The 24,213-nt window shown below is 46.0% G+C and carries 21 protein-coding genes; 6 read left to right on the top strand and 15 right to left on the bottom strand.

Annotation, left to right across the window (positions count from 1 at the left end; genetic code table 11):
• Nucleotides 1–35: 35 nt before the first annotated feature.
• The gene (locus A1D16_RS09325) at nucleotides 36–1,202 is read left to right on the top strand and encodes an aminotransferase class I/II-fold pyridoxal phosphate-dependent enzyme (RefSeq protein ID WP_290709088.1); all 1,167 of its coding nucleotides are present in this window, start codon (nucleotides 36–38) and stop codon (nucleotides 1,200–1,202) included.
• On the opposite strand, the gene A1D16_RS09330 is transcribed toward A1D16_RS09325, so the two are convergent.
• The 7 genes from A1D16_RS09330 to atpG all read right to left on the bottom strand — a co-directional run bounded on the left by A1D16_RS09330 (nucleotide 1,194) and on the right by atpG (nucleotide 7,855).
• Nucleotides 1,194–2,597, bottom strand: a complete 1,404-nt coding sequence (locus A1D16_RS09330) for an MBL fold metallo-hydrolase (protein WP_290709089.1) — start codon at nucleotides 2,595–2,597, stop codon at nucleotides 1,194–1,196. The two genes, A1D16_RS09325 and A1D16_RS09330, sit on opposite strands and share 9 nt — an antisense overlap.
• On the bottom strand, nucleotides 2,594–3,079 hold the full coding sequence (locus A1D16_RS09335) for a DUF4442 domain-containing protein (RefSeq protein WP_290709090.1): 486 nt from the start codon (nucleotides 3,077–3,079) through the stop codon (nucleotides 2,594–2,596). Before A1D16_RS09335 ends, A1D16_RS09330 begins: the two co-directional genes overlap by 4 nt.
• A gap of 91 nt (nucleotides 3,080–3,170) precedes the next feature.
• Nucleotides 3,171–4,007, bottom strand: a complete 837-nt coding sequence (locus A1D16_RS09340) for a ferritin-like domain-containing protein (protein ID WP_290709091.1) — start codon at nucleotides 4,005–4,007, stop codon at nucleotides 3,171–3,173.
• A 46-nt stretch (nucleotides 4,008–4,053) separates the two neighbouring features.
• Nucleotides 4,054–4,716 carry a ferritin-like domain-containing protein gene (locus A1D16_RS09345; RefSeq protein ID WP_290709092.1) on the bottom strand — a complete coding sequence of 221 codons (663 nt, stop codon included), beginning with the start codon at nucleotides 4,714–4,716 and terminating at the stop codon, nucleotides 4,054–4,056.
• Between the two features lie 82 nt (nucleotides 4,717–4,798).
• Entirely contained in the window at nucleotides 4,799–6,004 is a 1,206-nt protein-coding gene (gene lysA / locus A1D16_RS09350; protein WP_290709093.1) for a diaminopimelate decarboxylase, read from the bottom strand.
• A gap of 80 nt (nucleotides 6,005–6,084) precedes the next feature.
• Nucleotides 6,085–6,849, bottom strand: a complete 765-nt coding sequence (gene scpB / locus A1D16_RS09355) for an SMC-Scp complex subunit ScpB (protein WP_290709094.1) — start codon at nucleotides 6,847–6,849, stop codon at nucleotides 6,085–6,087.
• Nucleotides 6,850–6,970: 121 nt separating this feature from the next.
• Nucleotides 6,971–7,855 carry an ATP synthase F1 subunit gamma gene (gene atpG / locus A1D16_RS09360; RefSeq protein WP_290709095.1) on the bottom strand — a complete coding sequence of 295 codons (885 nt, stop codon included), beginning with the start codon at nucleotides 7,853–7,855 and terminating at the stop codon, nucleotides 6,971–6,973.
• 210 nt (nucleotides 7,856–8,065) lie between these two features.
• Here atpG and secA point away from each other — a divergent pair, with 210 nt between their 5' ends.
• On the top strand, nucleotides 8,066–11,392 hold the full coding sequence (gene secA / locus A1D16_RS09365) for a preprotein translocase subunit SecA (protein ID WP_290709096.1): 3,327 nt from the start codon (nucleotides 8,066–8,068) through the stop codon (nucleotides 11,390–11,392).
• 87 nt (nucleotides 11,393–11,479) lie between these two features.
• Nucleotides 11,480–12,310, top strand: coding sequence for a DUF1080 domain-containing protein (locus tag A1D16_RS09370; RefSeq protein WP_290709097.1), 831 nt, complete (start codon nucleotides 11,480–11,482; stop codon nucleotides 12,308–12,310).
• On the opposite strand, the gene A1D16_RS09375 is transcribed toward A1D16_RS09370, so the two are convergent.
• The 4 genes from A1D16_RS09375 to A1D16_RS09390 all read right to left on the bottom strand — a co-directional run bounded on the left by A1D16_RS09375 (nucleotide 12,305) and on the right by A1D16_RS09390 (nucleotide 18,743).
• Entirely contained in the window at nucleotides 12,305–13,513 is a 1,209-nt protein-coding gene (locus A1D16_RS09375) for a DUF5009 domain-containing protein (protein ID WP_290709098.1), read from the bottom strand. The genes A1D16_RS09370 and A1D16_RS09375 overlap by 6 nt on opposite strands.
• Nucleotides 13,514–13,599: 86 nt before the next feature.
• Nucleotides 13,600–14,046, bottom strand: a complete 447-nt coding sequence (locus A1D16_RS09380) for a hypothetical protein (protein WP_290709099.1) — start codon at nucleotides 14,044–14,046, stop codon at nucleotides 13,600–13,602.
• Nucleotides 14,047–14,343: 297 nt separating this feature from the next.
• A complete protein-coding gene (locus A1D16_RS09385; protein WP_290709100.1) occupies nucleotides 14,344–15,654 on the bottom strand; it encodes an amidohydrolase family protein in 1,311 nt (436 codons plus the stop codon).
• An 11-nt stretch (nucleotides 15,655–15,665) separates the two neighbouring features.
• Complete coding sequence (locus tag A1D16_RS09390; protein ID WP_290709101.1) at nucleotides 15,666–18,743, bottom strand: amidohydrolase family protein; 3,078 nt, start codon at nucleotides 18,741–18,743, stop codon at nucleotides 15,666–15,668.
• Nucleotides 18,744–18,833: 90 nt separating this feature from the next.
• On the opposite strand from A1D16_RS09390, the gene deoC reads away from it, so the two are divergent.
• The 3 genes from deoC to A1D16_RS09405 all read left to right on the top strand — a co-directional run bounded on the left by deoC (nucleotide 18,834) and on the right by A1D16_RS09405 (nucleotide 21,260).
• On the top strand, nucleotides 18,834–19,511 hold the full coding sequence (gene deoC, locus A1D16_RS09395; RefSeq protein WP_290709102.1) for a deoxyribose-phosphate aldolase: 678 nt from the start codon (nucleotides 18,834–18,836) through the stop codon (nucleotides 19,509–19,511).
• Nucleotides 19,512–19,573: 62 nt separating this feature from the next.
• Complete coding sequence (locus tag A1D16_RS09400) at nucleotides 19,574–20,005, top strand: SPOR domain-containing protein (RefSeq protein WP_290709103.1); 432 nt, start codon at nucleotides 19,574–19,576, stop codon at nucleotides 20,003–20,005.
• Between the two features lie 46 nt (nucleotides 20,006–20,051).
• Entirely contained in the window at nucleotides 20,052–21,260 is a 1,209-nt protein-coding gene (locus A1D16_RS09405; protein WP_290709104.1) for a M20 family metallopeptidase, read from the top strand.
• On the opposite strand, the gene A1D16_RS09410 is transcribed toward A1D16_RS09405, so the two are convergent.
• Genes A1D16_RS09410 through A1D16_RS09425 form a run of 4 tightly spaced genes read right to left on the bottom strand, consistent with a single transcriptional unit; the run spans nucleotide 21,261 to nucleotide 24,063 of the window.
• Entirely contained in the window at nucleotides 21,261–21,986 is a 726-nt protein-coding gene (locus A1D16_RS09410) for a hypothetical protein (RefSeq protein ID WP_290709105.1), read from the bottom strand.
• Nucleotides 21,987–21,996: 10 nt separating this feature from the next.
• Nucleotides 21,997–22,374, bottom strand: a complete 378-nt coding sequence (locus A1D16_RS09415; protein WP_290709106.1) for a GntR family transcriptional regulator — start codon at nucleotides 22,372–22,374, stop codon at nucleotides 21,997–21,999.
• 24 nt (nucleotides 22,375–22,398) lie between these two features.
• Nucleotides 22,399–23,208 (bottom strand): hypothetical protein, encoded by an 810-nt coding sequence (locus A1D16_RS09420; RefSeq protein WP_290709107.1) that lies wholly within the window; start codon nucleotides 23,206–23,208, stop codon nucleotides 22,399–22,401.
• 24 nt (nucleotides 23,209–23,232) lie between these two features.
• Entirely contained in the window at nucleotides 23,233–24,063 is an 831-nt protein-coding gene (locus A1D16_RS09425) for an ATP-binding cassette domain-containing protein (RefSeq protein WP_290709108.1), read from the bottom strand.
• Nucleotides 24,064–24,213 lie beyond the last annotated feature (150 nt).

Here is a 24,213-nt window from a genome sequence, read left to right on the forward strand (position 1 = left end):
CTATGAAGTGAGAATTAAAGCATAACCCAGCTAACATGAAACATCCGATATCAAAAGTAATTCGCACCCAGATTGAGCGCACCAATGAAATGGAGCACTCACAACCCATGTACCTTACCAGTAGTTTTTGTTTTGATGACGCAGAAGATATGCGGGCTGCATTTGCAGATGAAACCGATGACAATATTTACAGCCGTTTCAGCAACCCCAACGTACAGGAATTTGTAGACAGGATGTGCGCGCTGGAAGGAACCGAAGCCGGTTTTGCCACCGCCTCCGGCATGAGTGCCATTTTTGCGAGTTTCATGAGCTTTTTAAAGCAGGGTGATCATTTGCTGGCCTGCAGGAGCATTTTCGGCAGTACCCATACAGTAATCACCAAATACCTGCCCAAGTACGGAATTGAGCACAGTTATGTGGATGCTGCCGATATTGCCTCCTGGGAAGCCGCTATCCGGCCCACCACCCGTATGATTTACCTGGAAACACCCACCAACCCGGCCCTGGAAATCATTGACCTGGAAGCGGTCCGTAAACTGGCAGACAAATATGGATTGCTCGTGAATGTAGATAATTGCTTTGCTACCCCTGTTAATCAGCAACCTGCTGCCTGGGGGGCTGACCTGGTAATACATTCGGCTACCAAGTGGCTCGATGGACAGGGACGCGTGCTGGGGGGCGTTGTACTAGGAAAAAAGAAACTGATCCAGGAAGTATACCTGTTCTGCAGAAGTACCGGTCCGTCACTTTCGCCCTTTAACGCCTGGATCTTAAGCAAAAGCCTGGAAACACTCGAGGTTAGAATGGAACGCCACGCTTCCAATGCAATTTTCCTGGCTGAACAACTGAACGGCCATGAAAAATTATCCTGGGTAAAATATCCCTACCTGCCTAACCACCCACAGCATGCCATCGCAAAAAAGCAAATGCAGAATGGCGGCGGCATTGTGTGCTTTGAGTTAAAAGGGGGCATTGAAGCAGGCAGAAGCTTCCTGAACTCACTTAAAATGCTTTCCCTTTCCGCAAACCTGGGTGATACCCGATCAATTGCATCGCACCCGGCCAGCACCACGCATGGTAAATTAAGCGAGGCCGAACGGAATGCCGTAGGCATCAGTGCCGGTCTGATCCGGATTTCGGTAGGGCTGGAAAACAGGCAAGATATCCTGGAAGATATTCTGCAGGCGTTGGCCTTAACTTAGGCCAACTTCCCAATGTCTTTCCGGGATCTCTACGTCTAAAAATTTTTTATTGATAAGACGTTGTTTGAACTGTTGCTGCACCTCGTATTCACCATGCACCAGGAATAGTTTTTTAACCGCCCGCGTATCCTGGCAGGCCAGCCACTGGCTCAGGTCTTCGTAATCACCGTGCGCACTCATGCTGCGTACGGAACCTATTTCTGCATGCACTTCGTGTTCAACACCAAAAATCGACACTTCTTTCTTCCCTGATAACAATCTTGCGCCCAGGGAACTGGGTTCGCAGTAACCCACCATCAGGATGGCATTGCGGCTGTTTTCGATACTGTTGCTGATATGGTGTTTTACCCTGCCGGCATCGGCCATACCGCTTGCGCTGATAATAACACAGGGTTCGTTCCTGAAATTCAACAGTTTTGACTCATCCACTGTTTTAACATATTTCAACCCGTTAAACTGGAAAGGATCACTGTCTGATTGAAGAATTTTCTGGATCGATTTATTAAAATACTGGGGGTACTTTTTTATGAGCTCAGTGGCTTCAATACTAAGCGGACTATCAACGAAATAATCCAGCTCCGGCAGGCGACGCTCTACCTCCAGCTGATTCAGTGAAAACAGTATTTCCTGGGTACGTCCTACACTAAAGGCCGGGATGATCAATTTACCCCTGCGTTTAACACATACTTTTTCGATCCATTCCAGCAAATGATCGGGCGTGGTTACCTGAAGATCGTGCAGGCTGTTTCCGTAAGTTGATTCAAGAATAATATAATCCGCCTGCGGAAAAACTTCTGGCGACCGTAGAATAATATCGCGGTAGCGGCCTACATCTCCACTGAAAGATACCTGTTCGGTTTTCCCGTTTTCGGTGATCCGGAGGTGAACAGCGGCGCTGCCGATTATATGTCCTACATCCGTAAATAACAATTCTATACCTTCCTCGATCCGGAACCAGCTACCGTAGTCAACCTCGTAAAAAGCGTCCAGTACAGCCAGGGCGTCTTCTTTGGTATAGAGGGGTTTCAGGTAAGGCTGGCCGGTAGCCGCCCGCTTTTTATTGATGTATTTCACATCGTCTTCCTGGATTTCCGCCGAATCTTCCAGCAATATCGAAGCCAGTGCACGCGTGGCCGGCGTACAGTATATTTTGCCCCTAAACCCATCTTTTGCCAGTTTGGGAATAAGTCCGCTGTGGTCGATATGCGCATGTGAAAGGATCAGCATATCAACTTCAGCAGGATCAAAGCCCCAATGCCGGTTCAGGGAGTCTGTTTCTTTACCCATTCCCTGAAACATACCGCAATCGAGCAAGATCTTTCGTCCATTTTTTAGGGTCAACAGGTGTTTGGATCCCGTCACAGAACGGGCAGCACCGTGGAATGCTATTTTCATGATTGTTTGATTTTAAACGACCAGTTAATAAAAAACTCAGCTACTTCTTCTCCGGCTGAATTTCTACCCAGCGATCTTACACGGATCGTTTGTGCTTCGCCGGTAGCAACAGCTTTTGCAACAGCTTGTTGAATAAGAGGCCCCTGGTCGCAGGTGAATATGGTTATACCGGTTGCTTTTTTAGAATAGGTAGCTTCCAATGCGGTTACCAGCATGGAAACAGCCGGGTTACGCTTATAGGTTTGCGCCATTGCCAGAATGCCGGTGCTCATTTCTGCTGCCATTGCCAAACAGGCAAAATAGGTAGAACGAAACGGGTTCTGGCTAAACCATTTGAAAGGAACGGAAACCTGGCAGCTGGCTTCATCCACATATTTCACCCGAACGCCTGAAAAATAGGCGCTTGGCAATTTCAGCAGCATAAACAGGCGAAACCGGAAAGCATTCCGGACCAATGAAAGAAAGGGTGAAACTGCAGGCATATCGCTCATGGATTGAATCCTAAGGTAACAAATATGCAGGAATAAAAATGCCGCGTCTTTCGACGCGGCAGACCAACAAAACCGGACCAGTTTACTGAACAATAAATGGACCCACAATCGAAAGCACCTGTTCTTTGGTCAGGCCTTCATCAAACGCCTCTGAAGCTGCAGCAGCGGAGATAGAAGTGCCGTTTATATTTACTATGTTAACGCCTGCCTGCGTGGTAAGTTCCTCCCCGTCATAACTGGCTTGTACAACCGCACCAATGCCCGATTCTTTGCCGGTAATCCAGGGCTTCACATTTCCGAAATTGTTAGCTTTTCGCATAGAACGGATATGCGCAGCATGGCGTGCTTCCACCGAATGAATATTCAAAGCAGCTGTCAGCAGATCTCCCCCGCCGGTTAACTCGGCTGCACGGCCTTTATAAGCGCGTACCCCCGTATCTTCAAATGTTTGGGCCACCGCCAGAAAAGTGGCGTAGTTGGTAAATACATCTGCAAATGTTCCATCCGCGGTAAAATCAAAATTGGGTTTAGCTACTGGCGTGGCACCAGCTGCGGTGATAGCTGTTTTCAGGAAACTCACATGGGCTGCTTCATGATCACCAATTGTTTTGATGGCATTTGCCGGCGCACCTGCAGGTACCAGTGCGGTTCCTTTGGATATTCCCATAGCATAAAACTCCGCTTCCAGGTACTCCAGGGTTAACGCATAGTTCAGCACTTCCAAAACAGCTCCCTGCGATGGGCCACTTTGGGCATATGCTTTCTTAAAAATTGAACCGATCAGGAAAGGCATAGCGGCCAGCCCGATTTTGGCACCGATACCGGCAAAAGATTTCATGGCATGGCGCCGGCTGCTCATTCTTTCCGGCAGCTCAGGATCAACTCTATTTATTTCATTGAAAATATGTTGTAATTGCATTGCACTGTTTTTAGTGGTTTATAATGGTAATACAATGGTCTGCTCCTCAGGAAGGCAGGTTGGCCGCATTAATTTTTGTTTTCAGGAAAGCGGAAGCAATTGTTAATACTTCGGCCGGCATCCTGCTTTTATCCAATCCGTTCATATCCACCACGGTAGAATCGGCGAAACTACCATTACTGATCAGATCGCGGATATAGGCGGCATGCCTTGCTTCAACGGAAACAATTTTTCCGGCCAGGGTCAGATAAGCAGGTGTAGTTATCAGTTTACCTGCACCATTATAGGCCGATACACCCAGGTCTTCAAATGCCTTGGCTGTACTAAGCACACTTGTACGGCTGCCGAAGTCTATACCACTGAAATTGAATTCCAGGTTACTAATGGCAGCATTACCCAAGGCTGTTTTAAAGAATTCACGGTGGGCAATTTCGTGATCGCGAATATCTGTCAGCAAGGCTGTTTCCGTGGCGGTAATACCACTAAAAGGAGATTCGGCAACTTTAGTATAAAAAGCAGCTTCCAACTGCTCCAGCGCGTAGGCGTAGTTCAGGATACCAATATCCCCGCTTCCAAGATCCACGCCTCCACCGGGCATAGGATCATCGTCTTTATCGCAGGAACTGGCCAATACCATCATGCCTGCTGCCGCACCGGCAATACCAAGAAATTTTCGCCTGGAATAGGCTTCAGAAGGTTTCAGGATCATACATTTCAATTTTCTGGTTAAATGGATAAAATGATTAGGTCTTATCCATCTACGAGAAAACTGAAAAGCCGGATTTCCCTAATTAGAAAACCTGGTTTCTGAGCAGGTCGTCAAAAGTATCGCGCCGGCGGATCAACTGTGCAGTGCCGTCCAGCACCATTACCTCTGCAGGTTTTAATCTTGAATTAAAATTAGAGGACATCTCAAATCCATAAGCACCGGCATTATAAAACACGAGAAAATCGCTTTCTCTAACCTCATTCAGTGTCCGGTCCCAGGCAAATGTATCCGTTTCGCAGATATTACCTACTACGGTGTAAATGCGATCACTGCCACGCGGATTGGAAATATTTTTTATGCGATGGTAGGCATCGTAGAACATAGGTCGGATCAGGTGATTAAACCCGCTGTTTACCCCCACAAAAACAGTAGCCGTAGTTTGTTTAATAACATTTGCTTTCACAATAAAGTACCCGCATTCACTTACCAGGAATTTTCCGGGCTCAAACCAAACCTGCAGATCTTTACCGGTTTCTTCTTTATAAGCACTGAAGGCCTCTGCTACTTTTTGTCCAAGCAATTCGATATCTGTCTGAACATCTCCTTCCTGGTAGGGCACTTTGAATCCGCTTCCCAGGTCAATAAATTTAAGGTTAGGGAAATGAGTGGCCAGTTCAAACATTACTTCCAGGCCTTGTAGAAATACATTTACATCCTTGATATCACTTCCGGTATGCATATGTATACCTTCAATGTTAAGGCCAGTTGATTTCACCACCCGTTCAATATGCCGCAGCTGGTGTATGGAAATTCCAAATTTGCTGTCGATATGGCCGGTAGAAATTTTATAATTTCCGCCACCCATAATATGGGGGTTAAACCGAATACAAATCGGATAACTGCCCTTGTATTTTGACCCGAACTGTTCGAGTATAGAGATATTATCAATATTGATGTTTACCCCCAGTTTTTTGCCTTCATCCACTTCCGCAAAATCAACGCAATTAGGGGTAAAAAGAATGCGGTCCGGTGTAAAGCCAGCTTTCAAGCCCAGTTGCACTTCATGTATACTAACACAATCCAGAGACGCACCCAGTGACTCTACGTATTTAAGGATATTTATATTGCTGAGTGCTTTACAGGCATAGAAAAAACGGGCGTCTACCTTATGGAAGGCTGATTGCAATTTATTGTACTGCTCACTGATTTGATTGGCATTGTACACATACAGCGGCGTACCGTAATCCTGTGCTAACTGCACCAGGGTTTCATCTGATAAATAAGACATAATCTGGATTGCTTGCAAATTTGGCGAATATACAGCAGATCTGTCTTATTTAAGAGGATATTATGAAAACAGGTTACCTGTTATATGGTCGGTTCTTCGTCCTCCGAAGCTGTATCGGCATCGGGCTGATCTTCCTGGTCATCGGCTTCCAGTAATTCACCGGTTTCACTAACCAGTAATAACTTGGCATGATCGGTATCTTCGATGGTATCAACCAGGGTATCGGTAACCGTTTCATCATCTCCATTGGCGCGGTGCACCTGTCCACCCGATAATAAAGTGGGTTCTACCACCTGATCGGCCAGTACTTCTTTGATTCTTGGTAAATCTTCCGGTCCGTTTAAACCAAAATAATCCATAAAAGAACGGGAAGTAGTATATACCAGGGGTTTGCCCGGCAGTTCTTCGTTCCTGCCACTGATCACGATCAGTTCTTTTTCGAGTAGTTTTTGAATGGAATAATCAGCACTTACCCCGCGGATCGATTCAATTTCCCCTTTTGTGATCGGTTGTTTATAGGCAATGATAGCCAGGGTTTCCATCGCAGCCGGACTAAGCCTTTTCAGGAATTTATCGCCATTTAGTTGTGCTACCGTTTTGTGGTATTCCTTTTTAGTGAGGAATTGCCAGCCGCCGCCGCTGAAGCGAAGCTCAAACGGGTAAAACTCAGACTGGTATTTTTCAACAATACCTTCGATGCCGGCTTCAATTTGGTCCAGCGTAAGTTTATCTTCCATGAACCCAAACGCCTGATTAATGAGATCGGTGAGTTCAAGCGCCCCTAATGGCTTTTCACTGGCAAAAATGAGGGCTTCTATATGAGGGATAATATTTCCGATTTCCATGGTTTCAACATTTTAAGCACCAGGCTTTCGCCTCCTGTACTATTCAGCAATGAATATGCCGCAAGCTTCTCAAAAATGCTAAAACACGGAAATGGAGTTATACACAATGTGGAAAAGCCCCTTAGCTACCCTGTAATGCAGCCGCACCACTCACAATCTCGGTCAGCTCCGTAGTGATGGCGGCCTGGCGGGCGCGGTTGTAACTGATTTTGAGCGAACGAAGCAGTTCGTTGGCATTTTCAGAAGCCTTATCCATGGCCGTCATACGGGCACCGTGTTCAGATGCATTGGCATCCAATACCGCTTTGTACAACTGCGTATTAAGGATTTTCGGCATAAGTTCAGCAATCAGTTCTTCCTTATTGGGCTCAAAAATGAAGTCGCTTTTTTTAGCATTCGGACCTGCTTCTACTTTAGGGATGGGCAGGAAACGCTCAACAATATAGCGCTGGGTAGCGGCATTCTTGAATTCACTGTACACAATTTCCACAACGTCAAACTCCTTGTTCTCAAAAGCTTTTACGGCCGCCTGCGCGCAGGCCTGAACCGTTTCGAACCGAAGGTCAAGGAAAATATCTTTATACGCCGCATCGGCTTTGTAATTGGCCTTTACAAAAGCTTCATAGCCTTTTTTTCCAATATTCCAGATACTCACATTGCCCTGGGCAAACTGACCGGAATATCGCTCGGCGATAGCAGCTTTGGCAGCTTTGATAATATTGGCATTGTAGGCACCCGCTAAGCCCCTATCACTGGTAATAACAATCAGCAGTACTTTTTCAACTGCCCGCTCAGTAGCCAGCGTACCCCCTACTTCACCTTCCGAATTACTTACGATATTGGAAAGCATCTCCTGTAATTTGTTCGCATAAGGACGCATTTGAAGTATAGCATCCTGCGCACGGCGCAGTTTGGCGGCACTCACCATTTTCATGGCTTTGGTGATTTGCTGGGTGCTCTGAACGGATTTTATCCGGTTACGTACTTCTTTTAATGCTCCTGACATAGTGGGATGATTTTCCTCAATTTGGCCGCAAAGGTAAAAGAAAACAGGTAATTTCAATGCAATTTCAGGGAAAATGTGCCGGTTTCAATTCCCATTGTGTTACCGTACCTTTGCCTGCCTGACAATTTGACTATAAATGATTTGTAGCATTGAAATTGACAGCTAAACAACGCACATTTATCGAATTCTATTAAGACAATACCCAAAACAATGTTAGGTTTTATACAAAAACTATTTGGCGGAAGCAAATCGGAGAAAGATGTTAAGGCAATCCAGCCATTATTGGCCAAAGCGAATGAGTATTTTGCTGCTTACCAGTCACTTAGCAATGATCAGCTCCGTGCCAAATCCCAGGAATTCAAAGACCGGATCCAACAACACCTGGTAGCTATAAATGAAGAAATCGGTCAGTTAAGCGCACAGGCAGAAGCGCTTCCATTCAGTGATTTTGCCGGAAAAGACGCTATATACCAGGAAATTGATAAGCTGAAGAAAAAAAGAAACGATAAAATTGAAGAAATCCTTAAAGAAATTGCCCCGGAAGCCTTTGCGGTGGTAAAAGAAACGGGTCGCCGTTTTAAGGAGCAAAGCACCATCGTTTCTGCGGCTACCGACCTGGATCGCCAGCTGGCCGTGAAAAAGAATTATATAAAAATTGAGGGAGACCAGGCCCATTACAGCAATACCTGGACAGCCGGTGGCGGTTCCGTTACCTGGAACATGGTGCATTACGACGTTCAGCTCATCGGGGGCTATGTACTGCATTCCGGAAAAATTGCCGAGATGGCCACCGGTGAAGGTAAAACCCTGGTTTCCACCCTGCCCGCCTATCTTAATGCATTGGCCGGTGAAGGCGTGCATATTGTTACCGTAAACGATTACCTGGCAAAACGTGACTCTGAATGGAATGGCCCCTTGTTTGAGTGGCTGGGTCTTACGGTAGACTGTATCGACAAACACCAGCCCAACAGCGAGGATCGCAGAAAAGCTTACCAGGCCGATATTACCTATGGCACCAATAACGAATTCGGTTTTGACTACCTGAGAGATAATATGGTGCACAGCCCGGATGAAATGGTACAACGCAAGCACCATTTTGCCATGGTAGATGAAGTGGACTCGGTATTAATTGACGATGCCCGTACCCCCCTGATCATTTCAGGCCCCGTTCCCCGTGGTGATGAACAACAATACCACCAGCTTAAACCCAGGGTATTACAGCTCGTAGAAGCCCAGAAACAGGTAGTAAATAAATTCCTGATCGAAGCGCGTAAAAAGATTGCTGAAGGAAATGATGATCCGAAAGACGGAGGCCTGGCCCTGATGCGGGCGTATCGTGGTTTGCCCAAAACCAGCTCTCTCATCAAGTTCCTTAGCGAACCCGGGGTAAAAGTAAAGCTGCAGAAGTCTGAAAACTATTACCTGGCCGACCAGTCTAAGGAAATGCCCAAGGTAGATGCCGAGTTATTCTTTTATATAGAAGAGAAAAACAACTCGGTAGACCTTACGGAAAGAGGTATACAGATGATTACCAAATCAGGAGAAGATCCTGAGTTTTTTGTACTGCCTGATATCAGCTCCAAACTTGGAGAAATTGAAGCAGACACCACCGCCACAGCAGAAGAAAAATTACAGCGTAAGGAAATTCTGCTGAATGAATATACCCTGAAAGCAGATCGTATCCATACCATTCAACAATTACTAAAAGCCTATACCCTGTTCGACAAGGATGTGGAATACGTGGTAATTGACGGACAGGTAAAGATCGTTGATGAGCAAACGGGCCGTATCATGGAAGGCCGCCGTTATTCGGATGGGCTGCACCAGGCGATTGAAGCAAAAGAAAACGTAAAAATTGAAGCAGCTACGCAAACCTATGCTACCATCACCCTGCAGAACTATTTCAGGATGTACCACAAGCTTGCGGGCATGACCGGTACGGCAGAAACAGAAGCCGCTGAATTATGGGATATTTATAAACTGGATGTAGTTACCATACCCACTAATTTGCCAATTTCACGGAAAGACCACCAGGACCTTGTCTACAAAACCAGAAAAGAAAAATTCACCGCAGTTATCGAAGAAATCGAACAACTGAGGAATGCCGGAAGGCCGGTACTGGTGGGCACTACCTCGGTGGAAGTAAGTGAATTACTGAGCCGGATGTTACAGGGTAAAAAAATTCCGCACAATGTGCTCAATGCCAAACAACACGCCCGCGAAGCACAGGTAGTAGCAGAAGCCGGCCTTGCAGGAGCAGTTACCATTGCTACCAATATGGCGGGTCGTGGTACCGATATTAAGCTGGGGCCTGGCGTAAAAGATGCCGGCGGCCTGGCTATTATTGGCACCGAACGGCATGAAAGCCGACGGGTAGACCGGCAGTTAAGAGGCCGTGCCGGACGCCAGGGCGATCCGGGAACCTCCCAGTTCTATGTATCAATGGAAGACGATCTTATGCGCATGTTCGGTTCTGACCGAATTGCTTCACTGATGGATCGTATGGGTTACAAAGAAGGCGAAGTGATCCAGCACAGCATGATTACCCGCAGCATTGAAAGAGCGCAGAAAAAAGTGGAAGAAAACAACTTTGGTATCCGTAAGCGCCTGCTGGAATACGACGATGTAATGAATAAGCAGCGGAACGTAGTATACAAAAAACGGAATCACGCCCTGTTTGGAGAGCGCCTGGCCCTTGACCTGGACAATGCCTTTTATGGTGTTGCCGAAGGACTGGTTACCTCTTTCAAAGAGCAGGATGATTTTGAAGGCTTCAAATTAGCCGCTATCATGAACTTTGGATTGGACACCCAGATTACGGAAGGAGGCTTCAAATCTGGCAATGCACAGCATCTTGCCGATCAGTTGTACCAGGAAGCTACCCAGCGTTACCAGCAAAAGATGCAGGCAATTGCCCAACAGGCAGTGCCCGTATTCCAGAACATTCGCACTACACAGGGAATGCATATTGAAAACGTGGTGGTTCCCTTTACGGATGGCCGCAGAGGCATCAACGTATTAAGCAATATGCAGAAGACCATTGAAACAGATGGTCGTGAACTTAGCAATGCCCTGGAACGCACCATTACACTTGCGCTGATCGATGATAGCTGGAAAGAACACCTCCGTGCTATGGATGATCTCAAACAAAGTGTACAAACCGCTTATCTCGAACAAAAAGACCCCTTGGTAATTTATAAAATGGAGGCTTTTGACCTGTTCAGGAAAATGGACGGAGAGGTAAATCGCGATATCGTTTCCTTCCTCTGCCATTGCGGAATTCCTATGGAACAGCAGCAGCCTGCCGATATCATTAAGGAAGGCAGGGAGGAAAAAACAGACATGAGCAAACTTCAGTCGAACAAGGAAGAAGTGGAAGCCAAGGGAGATGATTATGCCGCTAATCAAAATGATTACTACGATCCAAGCGGGGCACCTGCTGTGCGAGAACCCATCCGTGTAGGACCCAAGGTCGGCAGGAATGACCCTTGTCCTTGTGGCAGCGGAAAGAAATACAAGAACTGTCACGGCGCATAACAAACGATTGTCTAAACTATATTCAGGTGTCCTTCGGGGCACCTTTTCTTTTTATCTTCACTGCACTAAATATCGAAAGCAACCACCATGAAAAATCTGCTATTTGCGGCTGTACTGGCCCTAGTTTTGTCATGCGGATCATCTAGTAAAAAAAGCTCGCCTCAATGGGTTCAGCTGTTTAATGGAAAAGACCTGAAGGACTGGACCATCAAAATAAAGGACCATGCTTTAAACGAAAATTTCGGCAATACATTTCGGGTGGAAAATGGGGTACTGAAAGTTGTTTATGATCAATACGACGGGTTTAAAGAACAATATGGCCATATCTTTCATAAAAACAAATACAGTTATTACCTGCTGGGTATAGAATACCGTTTTATCGGTAATCAGATTAAAGACGGGCCAGGCTGGGCCATTCGCAACAGTGGTGCCATGTTACATTGCCAGGCACCGGAAACCATCAAAAAAGAACAGGATTTTCCTATTTCCATGGAAGCCCAGTTTTTGGGCGGTAATGGAACCGATCCCCGAAGCACTGCCAACCTTTGTACGCCGGGCACCAACGTGGTAATGAAGAATGAGCTATTTACCCCTCATTGTGTGAACTCAAGCTCCAAAACCTATGCAGGCGACCAATGGGTACGGGTAGAAATGTTGGTACTGGGCGATTCTATCATTCATCATATCGTTGAGGGCGATACTGTCTTAACCTACTCCAAACCTCAATACGATGGCCGCGATCAATGGGTGAAAGGAATGGGCTTCGCAGATGGTGGACTCATCCATGAAGGATATATTTCCCTTCAATCGGAAAGTCATCCCATCGAATTCAGGAAAGTAGAAATTGTTGATTTGAGTTCCTTTAAATCGACTCCTGCTGCTTTACAGGAAGCAATAAAGAAAATTCCCCGCTTATAATTTTAACCGAAGCCCTCTCCTGCTTAACCAGCCGGCCACCTGTATAATCAACAAAGCAAAAAGCATTGATTTGAATAACCCCACGGTTCCGGTTATTGCCCAATCTGGCAGGTAAAATCCGGTAGGCCGGATCAGTGCATAGGCAAAATAAGGCAGTGCATAACAAAGCAGGGTTTCGGTACCGGCAGCACGGATAGCAGCAAACCAACTCAACTTATTCTTCTGGTCTACCAGCCAGTATATTAGTAGAAAAAGCAACAGCATAATAGCAGAACAGATCATTACCCAGGAGGGACTTGCCTGAATTTTAGAGATTCCCCAGGTTGGCCTGGATAAAAAACCTGCCAGCAACAATACAAACGCAGCAAGTGCAAACTGCAGGGGCAAACGAGGGCTGCTTTTATTTTTTTCATGCAGTTCCCAAAACACTTGTGAAGCCCAGGCACCGCCGATCGTAAATGCCGTCATGGCGCCAAATGCAATAGGAGATAAAAGCGTATTTAGGAACGGATTGGACGGCAGCAATTTAAGGTGATGTAAAGCGCAAAGCAACAGACTTACCAGTGCGCCGACGGCAAGCAACCTGATTTTTCCAGCTGTAAAGGTAAAATAAAGGCCTGCTACCAGGTAGGCCCAGCCGATAAGCCCAAGAATCCCCCACCACCAGGTACTGAAGCCTTTTGGATTTTCAGCGGCACCTCCCTGGTAGACAAATGCAAGCCAGCATAGGGCCAGCAAAGCCAGTACCTGTAAGGCACGGATTAATGGTTTCGGCCAGTTTTTTGGATACTGGTTCCACAGCAGCATAAAGGCTATCCAGCTGATCACATTCCAACCACCCCTCGAAATACCGGTGGCAGATTCGTTGATATATTCACCATTAACCAGGAAAATACCCATCAGCAGCAAGGCCAGTCCGCGTTGTATGATATGGAATACAAGCTGGGCGGTTGAATCACCTTTGGCACGTCGGTTCCGTACAGCAAAAGGAATAGACATACCCACAATAAACAGGAAACCGGGAAAAACGATATCGGCAAGGCCCATTCCATCTTCCTGGGCAGCCACATGTTCGAGCCAGGTAGGAATGTCTTTCAACGACCAAAGATCGTTTACGAAAATCATTCCGAACATGGTAAGTGCGCGGAGTACATCAATGGAAGCAATACGAATCACCGGTCGGGCGCTGGTGGTCAGGCTCATGAGCAGAAGTTATCCCCCTAATATACCATTTTTGAGGGTTTATTGGCTGCCGGCAGGCTTACACGCAGCCGGCAGCCAATAAAAACTTATTTTTTAGTGAAATGAAGCTTTTCGTTGCTTGCTTCATTATCGTCCTGCAACTCTATTTTTGAACTGGTACTAAGTACAATATCCCAATCGTCGTTCAGTTCATCCAGGTCCTTATCAGTGGTTACCAGTTGAATCAGGAGTTCATTTTTACCGTCATCGCGCTGGGTACGCCAGGTGCCGTTTGTAGTTGTACCGGCGCGGGTAGCGGTCATTTTACCATCGGCCATAAACTCGAAGGTATAACCCTCATAATCGGAAGTTTCGTCCACGCCCCCATCTGTGAGCAAACTCAGTTTCCAGGAGCCGCCGCTCAGGTAGGAATTGGTTACTGAATTAGCAGGGGTATTGGTAGGATCGGTATCATCATCATTAGAACGATCACAGGAAAACAGACTTAAACTGCCTATTACTGCCAACAAAACATAACGCATACTCTTTTTCATACTGACTTTTTTTGGGGGTAATAAATACAAAAACGAAACTTAATATAGAATGGTTGCCGCCCGTAAGAAGATTGTAACCGGGGTTGAAAAAAAGCTGCCGCCTTAGCTAGTTGCCCTGCAGCCTTACCTGTTTAAAACCAGGAAAAGGACGCATGCCCGACTGGTTCGGCGGCAGAAATCGTTCCGGAAATGCACTACTGAAGAATGTGGGAGAATGCGTTGGTTAATTCTATAAAACCGAAAAAGGTAACCCGGGGGTTACCTTTTTCGGCAGTGTAATCATTTGGCACAACGGCCTTATTTGGTTAACCCATATTTTTTTCTGTAGCGTTCGTCCAGTTGTTTGTGCTTATCGGTCAGGTCTACTTTGCGGCCCTGGATAAAAGCATGCAAAATTATACTGGTACGCATATCCAGGATATCGCCTTCGCTTACAACCAGGCTGGCATCCTTTCCTACTTCTATGGAACCCACCTGCTTATCAATACCCAGTATCTTTGCGGCATTCAGGGTAATTGCCTGCAAAGCCTGTTCTTTGGTTAAACCATAAGCAACCGAAGTGCCCGCATTAAACGCCAGATTTCGTCCGCGGGTTTGCCCATCTTCATCATTAATTGCATAAAGCACACCGGCTTTTTGTAAAGCAACCGCGGTTTTATAGGGTTGGTCTACATCGTCATCGGTCATGGTGGGCAAACTGTGCATTTGCGATAATACCACGGCCACATTATTTGCTTTCAGCAAATCGGCCATTTGCCAGGATTCGCTACCTCCCATAATAACCACATCCATCCCGAACTCTTTCGCAAAATCAACTGCAATCAGCATTTCTTTTACAATATCGCAGTGCACGAACAATTTCTGCGATTTATTGAAGAGTCCTTTTACAGCCTCATATTTCAGGTTCGTGCTGCTGTGTTTCGGCTCATTGGCATAGGCCTGCGCTTCGCGGAAAAAGGCTTTGATTTCTTCAATGCGCTCCAGTCCGCGTTTAACCGGGTCAGCGGTTGAAGCCGACCCCGAAAATGCAGCAAAGGGGTTGGGGCGGTTAAGGAGGGAAGGCAATCGCAGGTGAATACCATTTTCCATCTTAACAGCAGCATCTTCCCAATTCCATGCATCGAGCTGCACAACGGAAGAAGAACCGCTAATCAGCCCGCCGTTGGGTACTATATTAGCCATCAGAATTCCATTCGTCTTCAGCGTATTAATCACTTTTGAATCTGTATTATACGCCACAATAGAACGGATAGAGGGATTAATATCACCTATTTCTGTATGATCTATCGTTGCGCGCACACTATTCACCTCTACAAGGCCCAGTTGCGAATTGCTTAGGATCAGACCCGGGTACACATGTTTTCCCGAAACATCAAACACCTTTACATCATCCATTGGTATTGGAAGGTTCTGTCCTATTTTTTCAATTTTGCCGTTATTAATCTGGATGGTGGTATTTTCCAGCACCTGACCATTTCCAACATGTACCGTAGCATTTTTCAGAAAAAGCAGGCCCTTATAAGCCGGAGCCGGGTAAACATTTTCCTGGGCAAAGGACAACAGCCCTAAAAAGCAGGCCCCGATGAACGTAATGATATGTTTAGTCATTTTAATTCGCTTTATTGGTTAACACTGATCTCATCTGCATCTACAACAAGCAGGCCATGGCTGTGAGCATGATCACTGCAGGTATGCATAATTTCCATACTTGCACGCGCCGGACTGGTTGGCATGCCTGATTTTTTCTCCCCAATCATTTTCTGAATAAGGCGATTTCTTTCCGCCGTTATGCCGGCCCGCATCTCCTGGTCTTTCTGGCGGTCGAAATACACAATACCGTCTACGATGGTTTTTTCAGCTTTGGCATAGATACTAAGCGGGTGGTCTGTCCAGAGCACAAGATCCGCGTCTTTCCCTACTTTAATACTGCCCACCCGATCTTCCACATGCAGCATGGTAGCAGGATTCAGGGTTACCATTTTAAGTGCATCTTCTTCACTCATACCGCCGTATTTTACACTTTTGGCAGCTTCCTGGTTGAGGCGGCGGGCCATTTCCGCATCATCGCTGTTAATGGCAACATTCAGCCCCATTGCATGCATAATAGCGGCATTCTGAGGAATGGCATCCACCACTTCCATTTTATAATTCCACCAATCAGAGAAGGTAGATGCATTGGAACCGTGCGCTTTCATTTTATCAGCTACTTTATAGCCTTCCAATATATGGGTAAAGGTATTGAAGGTGAATCCGAACTTATCGCCCACCCGTATGGCTGCTGTAATTTCACTTTGCACATAGGAATGGCAGGTGATAAATCGCTTTTTATTCAGGATTTCAACCAGCGCATCCAATTCCAGGTCGCGCCGAACGGTTGCCCATGGATTGGCAGCCGCAGCCTTTTTCCCTTTCGGAACAACAGAGGCTTCCTGGATGGCTTTTTCATAATCACGGGCACGTGTAAACGCATCCGTCAGTACCTCTTCCACACCCATCCGGGAATCCGGGAAGCGATTATTAGCACTGGAACTGGAACGTTTTACATTCTCCCCAAGGGCAAATTTGATCTGTGGCGTCCAGTTTGCAAATTTCAGTCCCTCGGCATTGGCGCCCCAGCGAAGTTTGATCAATTGGGTTTGTCCACCAATGGTATTGGCTGACCCGTGTAAAATATGAGAGCTGGTTACTCCCCCACTCAACTGACGGTAAATATTTATATCATCGGGGTTCAGGTTATCAGCAATGCGTACTTCTGAAGTAACGGATTGTCCGCCTTCGTTAATTGAAGCAGCCGCAATATGGGAGTGTTCGTCAATAATTCCCGCGGTAAGGTGTTTTCCGGTGCCATCTACTACAATTGCACCAGCATCTGAAAGGCCTTTACCTACCGCAGCAATTTTACCTGCCTTTATAAGCAGATCGGCGCCCTCTATTTTTCCCTCTTTTTCGTTGGTCCAGATAGTTGCATTCCGGATCAACAGGGTTTGTTGTACTGGCATGGTTTCGAAACCATACCCGTTAAAAGGATAAGGAACTGCAGCTAATTGAGGTACCGATTTTGTTTTAGCAGAATCAACTGCGGGGATTTCTTTCACCAGTTTGGCCGTCCAGTATATTTTTTCGCCGGCTGCATCCTCACCTGTGCCCTGCCATCCATCGGTATGGCTAACACCGCTGAGCCGGATCGTTTTTTTGGATTGTTTGGTTTCGGGAAAGCTGAGTTTGATCATTTTTCCGTCGTAACTAAGTTTTCCAGTAAGGGTATCTTTCTGTATAACCGAAGCCGCCCCTCCCTGTTTAACCAGCAGGGTATAGTTTTGGGTTCCTTTTCCGCCAACTAGGGCCAATTGGTATTCTCCGGTGGCGGTCGTCCAGTTTTCTTCTTTTACCCCGTATTTTTTTCCCTGTACCCAGTTTTGCAGGATCACCGTTTTCTCTGCAAATACGGGCCCGTTCGTAACAATAAAATTCGCCAGTTTACCAGGCTCAAGGCTCCCCACCTGGTTGTAAATCCCCAGGAGCGATGCCGGTGTTTTGGTAAGGGCATCCAGGGCTTTATTTTCAGAAAGCCCGTATTCCATGGCTTTTCTAAGGCTGCCCAGGAATTGTTTCACATCTCGCAGGTCGGCCGTGGTAAGTGCAAATGGAATGGCTGCTTTTTCAAAAGCGGCAGCATTGGCGGGTGCCATTTCCCAATGTTTCATATCAGCCAGTGAAATAAAACGGGCATCATTCGGGTCTTCCACATCCATTGCCTGGGGGTAATTCAGGGACAAGATAAAGGCTGCTTTGGAAGCGGCCATATCCTGGATCCGCTGGTATTCATTGCCACCGGCCTTGATAATGTATTGCACGCCAAATTCATCGCCGATTTTATCGGCACGTACTGCCATCCATTTATCATTGGCTTCAAAAATCTGCGGTAAGGAAAGATTATCGTTCCAGGCTTGTAAACTTAGATTGAGCCCTTCTTTGGCGGCATTGTTTTTATACCATTGCGCATCGAGGTAACTCTGCCTTAGCAAGGCAATAGTTCCCATTAAACTGCTGGGATAGGTTTGGGTAGACGATCCTTTACTGAAGGAATAATGTGCCGACGCTTTCTCTTTGAGCACCGTTTTATTTTCCTTGTCATCGGCCAGGGTAACAATGGCGCCTGTTCCCCGGGCAATGCCATCTTTAACATGGGTTAATACAGTGCCAAAGCCCTGATCACGAAGCAGCTTTGCCTTTTCCTCGTCCGCAGAAAACTGGGTAACTGCCTGAACATCGGAACGGATGGCCTGGTTCCAGCCATAGGCCCCTTTTTGGTTCGATGTTAGCTGGGCAGGTGCACCAAAGTTAAACCGCCGCTGAACGGCTGCCAGCGGAGGCATTCCGTAATCCGCGTACATATCAATAAAAGAGGGGTAAATATATTTACCCTTACAATCCACCACCATTGCTTCCCTCGGTACTGTGATATTGGTACCAAGGGCCAAAATTTTTCCATCTTTTACCACCATGGTGGCCGCCGACAAGGTTGAACCGGATTGCGCCACAATGGTAGCATTCGTAAATGCGTAAGTGGTCGGTTTATCGTCTGCAATACCATTGACCGGAAAAGTCGGTTGTGCCTGTGTGAGGGATGCCACCAGCAATGCACCAAGCAATGCAGGCACCCTGCGCCTGTAAGGCAGCAAAAAATGTTTTCTCATGAGTGTTACTTGTTTCGTTAGAGTGAAGTCCGAATTTAAGTAAATGGTATAACTTAGACTACCGATTTTTATCAGCGGTCTGAACATATTATGAATATTGCTTCTTTTATTGATCATACCATTTTAAAGCCCACTACCACTATTCAGGAAGTTGAAAAACTCTGTGCAGAGGCGGTAGCCTATGGTTTTGCAGCAGTTTGCGTTCCGCCGCCTTATGTAAAAAGGGCAGCTACAATTCTTGCACCTACCCGGGTAAAAGTGGCAACCGTTGTAGGATTTCCATTCGGATATGCCGCAACCGAAGCAAAAGTGGCGGAAGCTGTACTGGCCATTGTGGACGGCGCGCAGGAAATAGATATGGTCATTAACCTGATTGCATTAAAGCAGGCCGACTGGACCTATCTCCAGAGAGAAGTAGCCCTGCTTGTAGAGGTTTGCCACAATAAGGGCCGGCTGCTTAAGGTAATTATAGAATCTGGCATACTTAGCCCGGAAGAAATCAGGGGATGCTGTGAAAAACTGGGCAGCCTTGGAATTGACTTTATGAAAACCTCTACCGGCTATGCCGAACAGGGGGCATCTGTAGAAGCAGTTCAATTAATGCGCGCCTGTTTGCCTCCCCACGTACAGATCAAAGCCTCGGGTGGAATCCGCGATTTTGCTTTTGCAGCCTCGCTGGTGGAGGCTGGTGCCAACCGGCTCGGATGCAGCGCCAGCCTGGCCATTGTATCAGGAGGCCCTTCAGCAACAACAGAAAAGGGATATTAGTTTGGGATTAAAATAACGGATAAGCCCGATATTTGGCGAGGAATTTGATTTAGTTTCCGGATATGAAACCCTTACTCATTTTAATCAGCGTCTGTTTGTGCTCGGTTTTGGGATATGCCGCTCCGAAACCGGATACTATTATCGTAAAAAAAGATCCGCGGCTCGACCAACTGGTAAAAAAACAAACAGAAATTAATGAAGTTACCACAAGGGAATCACGCAGAAATGTACCAGGTTTCCGGATCCAGGTTATCAATACTACCGATAGAAATGCTGCCATGCAGGCAAAAACCACGGTATACCGTCTTTTTCCTGAACTAAAAGCCTATCTCCTATACCAGGCACCCTATTTCCGCTTACGAGTTGGAAATTTTGAAGACCGTAAAATGGCAGAATCCTACCAGCGGCAATTATCCCGCGAATTCAAGCAGAATGTATATATAGTAAATGATGTGGTTGAAGTTAATCCAGACAAAAGCAATTTTGATGAGTGAGTTGCCTTTGGTGAAACCAGACTGATGAAGCGCTTATCTTTGCAAAATGGATATAAGCGCGCAGCAGGAGCAGGCATTACTGGAAAAGATCAAACAGAAAGCAGCAGAGTATTCAGCAGAGTACAGAGCTGTACGACATCATTTACATGCCAACCCGGAATTAAGTTACCAGGAATTTGAAACCAGTGCTTTTGTACGGGAGCACTTACGCAAACTAGGCATCCCGTTTACTATACTGGCCACCACTGGTGTGGTCGGCCTTATTGAAGGCAGGGAGCCAAACAGCCGCTGTATTGCCCTTCGGGCAGATATGGATGCGCTTCCCATTCAGGAAGAAAACGAAGTCCCCTATAAATCTACCCGCCCGGGTATCATGCATGCCTGCGGTCATGATGTACATACCAGTTGCCTGCTGGGAGCCGCTAAAATTCTGCAGGAACTACGGACAGAATGGACAGGCTCCATTAAGTTGATTTTTCAGCCGGGCGAAGAAAAAAACCCCGGCGGTGCCAGTTTCATGATTCGGGACGGCGTATTAAAAAATCCCGTTCCGGCAGCCATATTCGGCTTGCATGTACACCCCCAGTTAGCCGTTGGACAAGTAAGTTTCCGGGCAGGTAAAGTAATGGCCAGTGCGGATGAAATTTATATCACACTCAAAGGAAAAGGCGGACATGCTGCCGCGCCCAATCTTACGACCGATACCCTCTTGGTTGCTTCACATATAGTGATTGCACTGCAGCAGGTCATTAGCCGTAACAGAAACCCGCAACAGCCCTCGGTATTATCCATCACCTCCATCCAGGGCGGGCACACAACCAATGTAATTCCCAGCGAAGTAAAAATGATGGGCACTTTTCGGGCCATGGACGAAACCTGGCGTTTCCAGGCACATGAACTGATCCGTAATATTGTGGAAGGAACCGCCCACGCAATGGGAGCCGAGGTTCAGCTTCATATAGATGTTGGCTATCCCACTGTTTATAACAATGAGGCTTTACACGAAAAAGCCAAAACACTGGCAATTGCATATATGGGGCCCGAAAAAGTGGAGGAAACAGAACTTCGGATGGGTGCAGAAGATTTCGGGTATTATTCACAGCAAATTCCCGGTTGCTTTTACCGGATCGGGGTAATGAATAAAGAACGTGGAATTGTATCGGGCGTACACACTCCCACGTTCGATATTGATGAAAGCGCTATTGAAAACGGCATCGGAATGATGGCCTGCTTCGGTGCACTAGCCAACCTTTGATCAGGGCAGGGGTTTCAACTGATATATCCATTTGGCGGCTCCGTTTACCTCGGTAGCAGCTGATACCATTCCATTCAGTGAGCCTATGGCCAGGTCTTTTCCAAAAAAGAGGTTGGAGTTGCCTCCCATATTTAAAGACAGCTTATCAATTTGGGTATTATCAAACAGGTAAACTGCCGACGCGTCTCCATTTACCTGCAAAGCAGCCATACGAATGTTTTTCCTGTTCTCCGGCCTGGGATTACCCAGGTTCAAACTGCTTTTATTAATCATTTCTACAGAGATTTCTGCATCGGCCGCCACAGAGTCCAGGGTAGCTGCCGCTCCATCCAGCATCAACAATCCTTTGAAAGGCATAAAGATATCTACAAAAATTTCGGATCGTTCCTCTCCTTCTTTTGTTTCATGGCGGGTAATTACATTGAAACAAAGTGTATCACCGGATTTTTCTACTGATAAACTATCTTTTCCGGAACCGAATTTCCGGTAATAGACACTGTCTGAATAATGAATGGTACATTCCAGTTTGGAACTACCCGGTGTTTTCAGCTTAATAAAATTGGCATTGGCAATAGGCTTCACTTTACGGGCCTCCTGCTCCCATTCAGTTAGCTCAATACTAAAATCTCCGTTTTTTACTTTGATGGAAAAAGCTACCAGTATAAATGCCGGAATCAGCAACAATACGGTAAGCATACCCACTAAAATTTTATTACTAGTCTTCATCTGAAAAGGTTTAAGCTCTTACGTATTTATTTTTAAAAGTTTCAAAGGCCGGTAAAAGATCCTGGGGTTCCATCCCCAGCATGAAGAGCACCCGGAAAAATGCCGGCAATTCCGTTTCTGTAAACTCCTGTTTACGATAGGCAAGTGCGGCAGCTTTTGCGTCTTCACTTATGAAATAACCAATACCCCTTTTATCGTGTATGATCTGCTGTTGCTTGAGGAAGTCATATGCCCGCATTACGGTGTTTGGGTTTACCTCCAGCTGAACCGCCATCTCCCTTACACTGGGAAGTTTATCTTCTGGCCGAAACTCACCTAGTAGTACCCGCTCGCAAACATAGTCGACGATCTGCAGGTAGATGGCCTGGCCGGTTGTATTAAATTGCATAGTTGATTCGTTTACTGTTATTCATTAAAGTTCCTTTTCCTTTAATCGGTACCAGGTTACCAACCAGAAAACCGGTAGCCAGCTATAGGTAAGCAGGTAACCCAATACCTTGGATAAATTGGAACCCAACGCATAGGCTTTATAAACCCCGTAATTGTCGGCTATATGATGTTCTCTCAGTTCCAGGTTATTCCAGAAAAAATTATAATTGGGGAAAAGGTTAATGGCGATCTTAGCCAGTATAAACACCAATACACCACCAATTACGGTTACGGAAATAATTGTTTTTATAAAGGCAAACTGCTTAAAATAAACCGACCCCAGGATAAATAAAGCCTGCACACAGAAATATCCCCAAACTATATATGGAAAAGCAATACCGAAATTAGTATCCCAGTTCATGGGCGTAAAACTTGCCCATTGGTGGGTACGCACATAATTGATCACATAGGTCTGAGCGGTCCATTTTACCAGCAAGAAAGAAAGCGTATAAACCACAAAAAACAAGACCGTATTGTATAGAATAGTGGTGATCAACTTTTCAGCATGACTGGCAGGAAAACTCAACCAGTACTGCCCCCGTTCTTTTGACCCGAGGATGGAAAAACTGATACTTCCATATACGGTACCGGTTATGTAAAGCCCCACCAGGTAAATAGCATAAGCGGCCGATTCAGTATAATTATCGCCATCCATAATAACCCAGAAAATAATCATACTGATCGCCATCAATCCTAATAAAGCAAGTGACCCCAGTAAGTAAAAACGGTTGTTTTCAATCCATTGCTTGCGAAGCAGGGCAAACAAGCGTTGAAAGCTAAATGTATTGTTCATAACAGTTGGATAAGTAGTGATTGATTAGTGAAAGGCTTTTTGTACAGCTTCTTTATTGGTAATTATAGCCTTGTACAACATTTCAAGGTCTAGCCGCCCCTCCTCTCCTGCCTCATTAAGCAGGATAATTGCGCTTCCTTTCAACGATGTTTCTTTGTATAATGCAGTGCGAACTTCTTCACTGTCGAAGGAGATTTTAAAATGCAGCCGATTGGTAATTTTTCCGATCGTCTGGTCAAACAGGATACCTCCTTCATCAATGATGGTGATCCGGTCTATCAGGTTCTCCAGGTCTTTTACCTGGTGGGTGGAAATAAGGATGCATTTCTCTTCGCTAACCGCTCCGGCCATCACTCTTCTGAACTGGCTCTTACTAACAATATCCAACCCATTGGTAGGTTCATCCATTAGTAAAATGGGGGTATTACAGGCTAGTCCAAAACTGATCAGAACTTTCTTCTTCTGCCCATAGCTCATTTCCTGCAGATGCTGGCCTTCCGGAATCGAAAATTCTTTCAGGTAATTTCTGAAATCAGTTTCGCTGAAATTGGGATAAAACCCTTCGTTGGCCTGCATAAACTTATCAATGGAAATATTTGGCAGGTAAAATTCTTCCGGTACCAGGAATACCTGTTGTAAAAAAGAAGGCACCCGCTTTCCGGGCTCAAATCCCAATACCGTCAGCTTTCCTTGTTGGGGAAACAGCAACCCGCTGATCAACCGGAGTAAGGTGGACTTGCCCGTGCCGTTTTTTCCCAGGAGCCCATAGATATGCCCGGGCTGCAAATCCAGGGTCAATCCTGTAAAAACAGGCTTACCACCGTATTTGAAATGAATGTTCTGGATAGATATCATGGCTTATTGTTTTAGTGTACTACTATACTAGTACAGTACAAATATAACAGCTTTTCTTTTCTCACCAAATCTTTTTGCAAAATTGTCATTTCGTATTTTGCACCCGTATGAGTAAAGAAACCCGTCGCTCCCAGGCCCTTGAGTATCATG

Source organism: Flavihumibacter sp. CACIAM 22H1, assembly GCF_001601815.1.
GTDB lineage: Bacteria > Bacteroidota > Bacteroidia > Chitinophagales > Chitinophagaceae > Flavihumibacter.

Coding starts and splice junctions, on each gene's coding strand:
- A1D16_RS09325 (WP_290709088.1), top strand. CDS start 36: ATGAAACATCCGATATCAAAAGTAATTCGCACCCAGATTGAGCGCACC.
- A1D16_RS09330 (WP_290709089.1), bottom strand. CDS start 2,597: ATGAAAATAGCATTCCACGGTGCTGCCCGTTCTGTGACGGGATCCAAA.
- A1D16_RS09335 (WP_290709090.1), bottom strand. CDS start 3,079: ATGCCTGCAGTTTCACCCTTTCTTTCATTGGTCCGGAATGCTTTCCGG.
- A1D16_RS09340 (WP_290709091.1), bottom strand. CDS start 4,007: ATGCAATTACAACATATTTTCAATGAAATAAATAGAGTTGATCCTGAG.
- A1D16_RS09345 (WP_290709092.1), bottom strand. CDS start 4,716: ATGATCCTGAAACCTTCTGAAGCCTATTCCAGGCGAAAATTTCTTGGT.
- lysA (WP_290709093.1), bottom strand. CDS start 6,004: ATGTCTTATTTATCAGATGAAACCCTGGTGCAGTTAGCACAGGATTAC.
- scpB (WP_290709094.1), bottom strand. CDS start 6,849: ATGGAAATCGGAAATATTATCCCTCATATAGAAGCCCTCATTTTTGCC.
- atpG (WP_290709095.1), bottom strand. CDS start 7,855: ATGTCAGGAGCATTAAAAGAAGTACGTAACCGGATAAAATCCGTTCAG.
- secA (WP_290709096.1), top strand. CDS start 8,066: ATGTTAGGTTTTATACAAAAACTATTTGGCGGAAGCAAATCGGAGAAA.
- A1D16_RS09370 (WP_290709097.1), top strand. CDS start 11,480: ATGAAAAATCTGCTATTTGCGGCTGTACTGGCCCTAGTTTTGTCATGC.
- A1D16_RS09375 (WP_290709098.1), bottom strand. CDS start 13,513: ATGAGCCTGACCACCAGCGCCCGACCGGTGATTCGTATTGCTTCCATT.
- A1D16_RS09380 (WP_290709099.1), bottom strand. CDS start 14,046: ATGAAAAAGAGTATGCGTTATGTTTTGTTGGCAGTAATAGGCAGTTTA.
- A1D16_RS09385 (WP_290709100.1), bottom strand. CDS start 15,654: ATGACTAAACATATCATTACGTTCATCGGGGCCTGCTTTTTAGGGCTG.
- A1D16_RS09390 (WP_290709101.1), bottom strand. CDS start 18,743: ATGAGAAAACATTTTTTGCTGCCTTACAGGCGCAGGGTGCCTGCATTG.
- deoC (WP_290709102.1), top strand. CDS start 18,834: ATGAATATTGCTTCTTTTATTGATCATACCATTTTAAAGCCCACTACC.
- A1D16_RS09400 (WP_290709103.1), top strand. CDS start 19,574: ATGAAACCCTTACTCATTTTAATCAGCGTCTGTTTGTGCTCGGTTTTG.
- A1D16_RS09405 (WP_290709104.1), top strand. CDS start 20,052: ATGGATATAAGCGCGCAGCAGGAGCAGGCATTACTGGAAAAGATCAAA.
- A1D16_RS09410 (WP_290709105.1), bottom strand. CDS start 21,986: ATGAAGACTAGTAATAAAATTTTAGTGGGTATGCTTACCGTATTGTTG.
- A1D16_RS09415 (WP_290709106.1), bottom strand. CDS start 22,374: ATGCAATTTAATACAACCGGCCAGGCCATCTACCTGCAGATCGTCGAC.
- A1D16_RS09420 (WP_290709107.1), bottom strand. CDS start 23,208: ATGAACAATACATTTAGCTTTCAACGCTTGTTTGCCCTGCTTCGCAAG.
- A1D16_RS09425 (WP_290709108.1), bottom strand. CDS start 24,063: ATGATATCTATCCAGAACATTCATTTCAAATACGGTGGTAAGCCTGTT.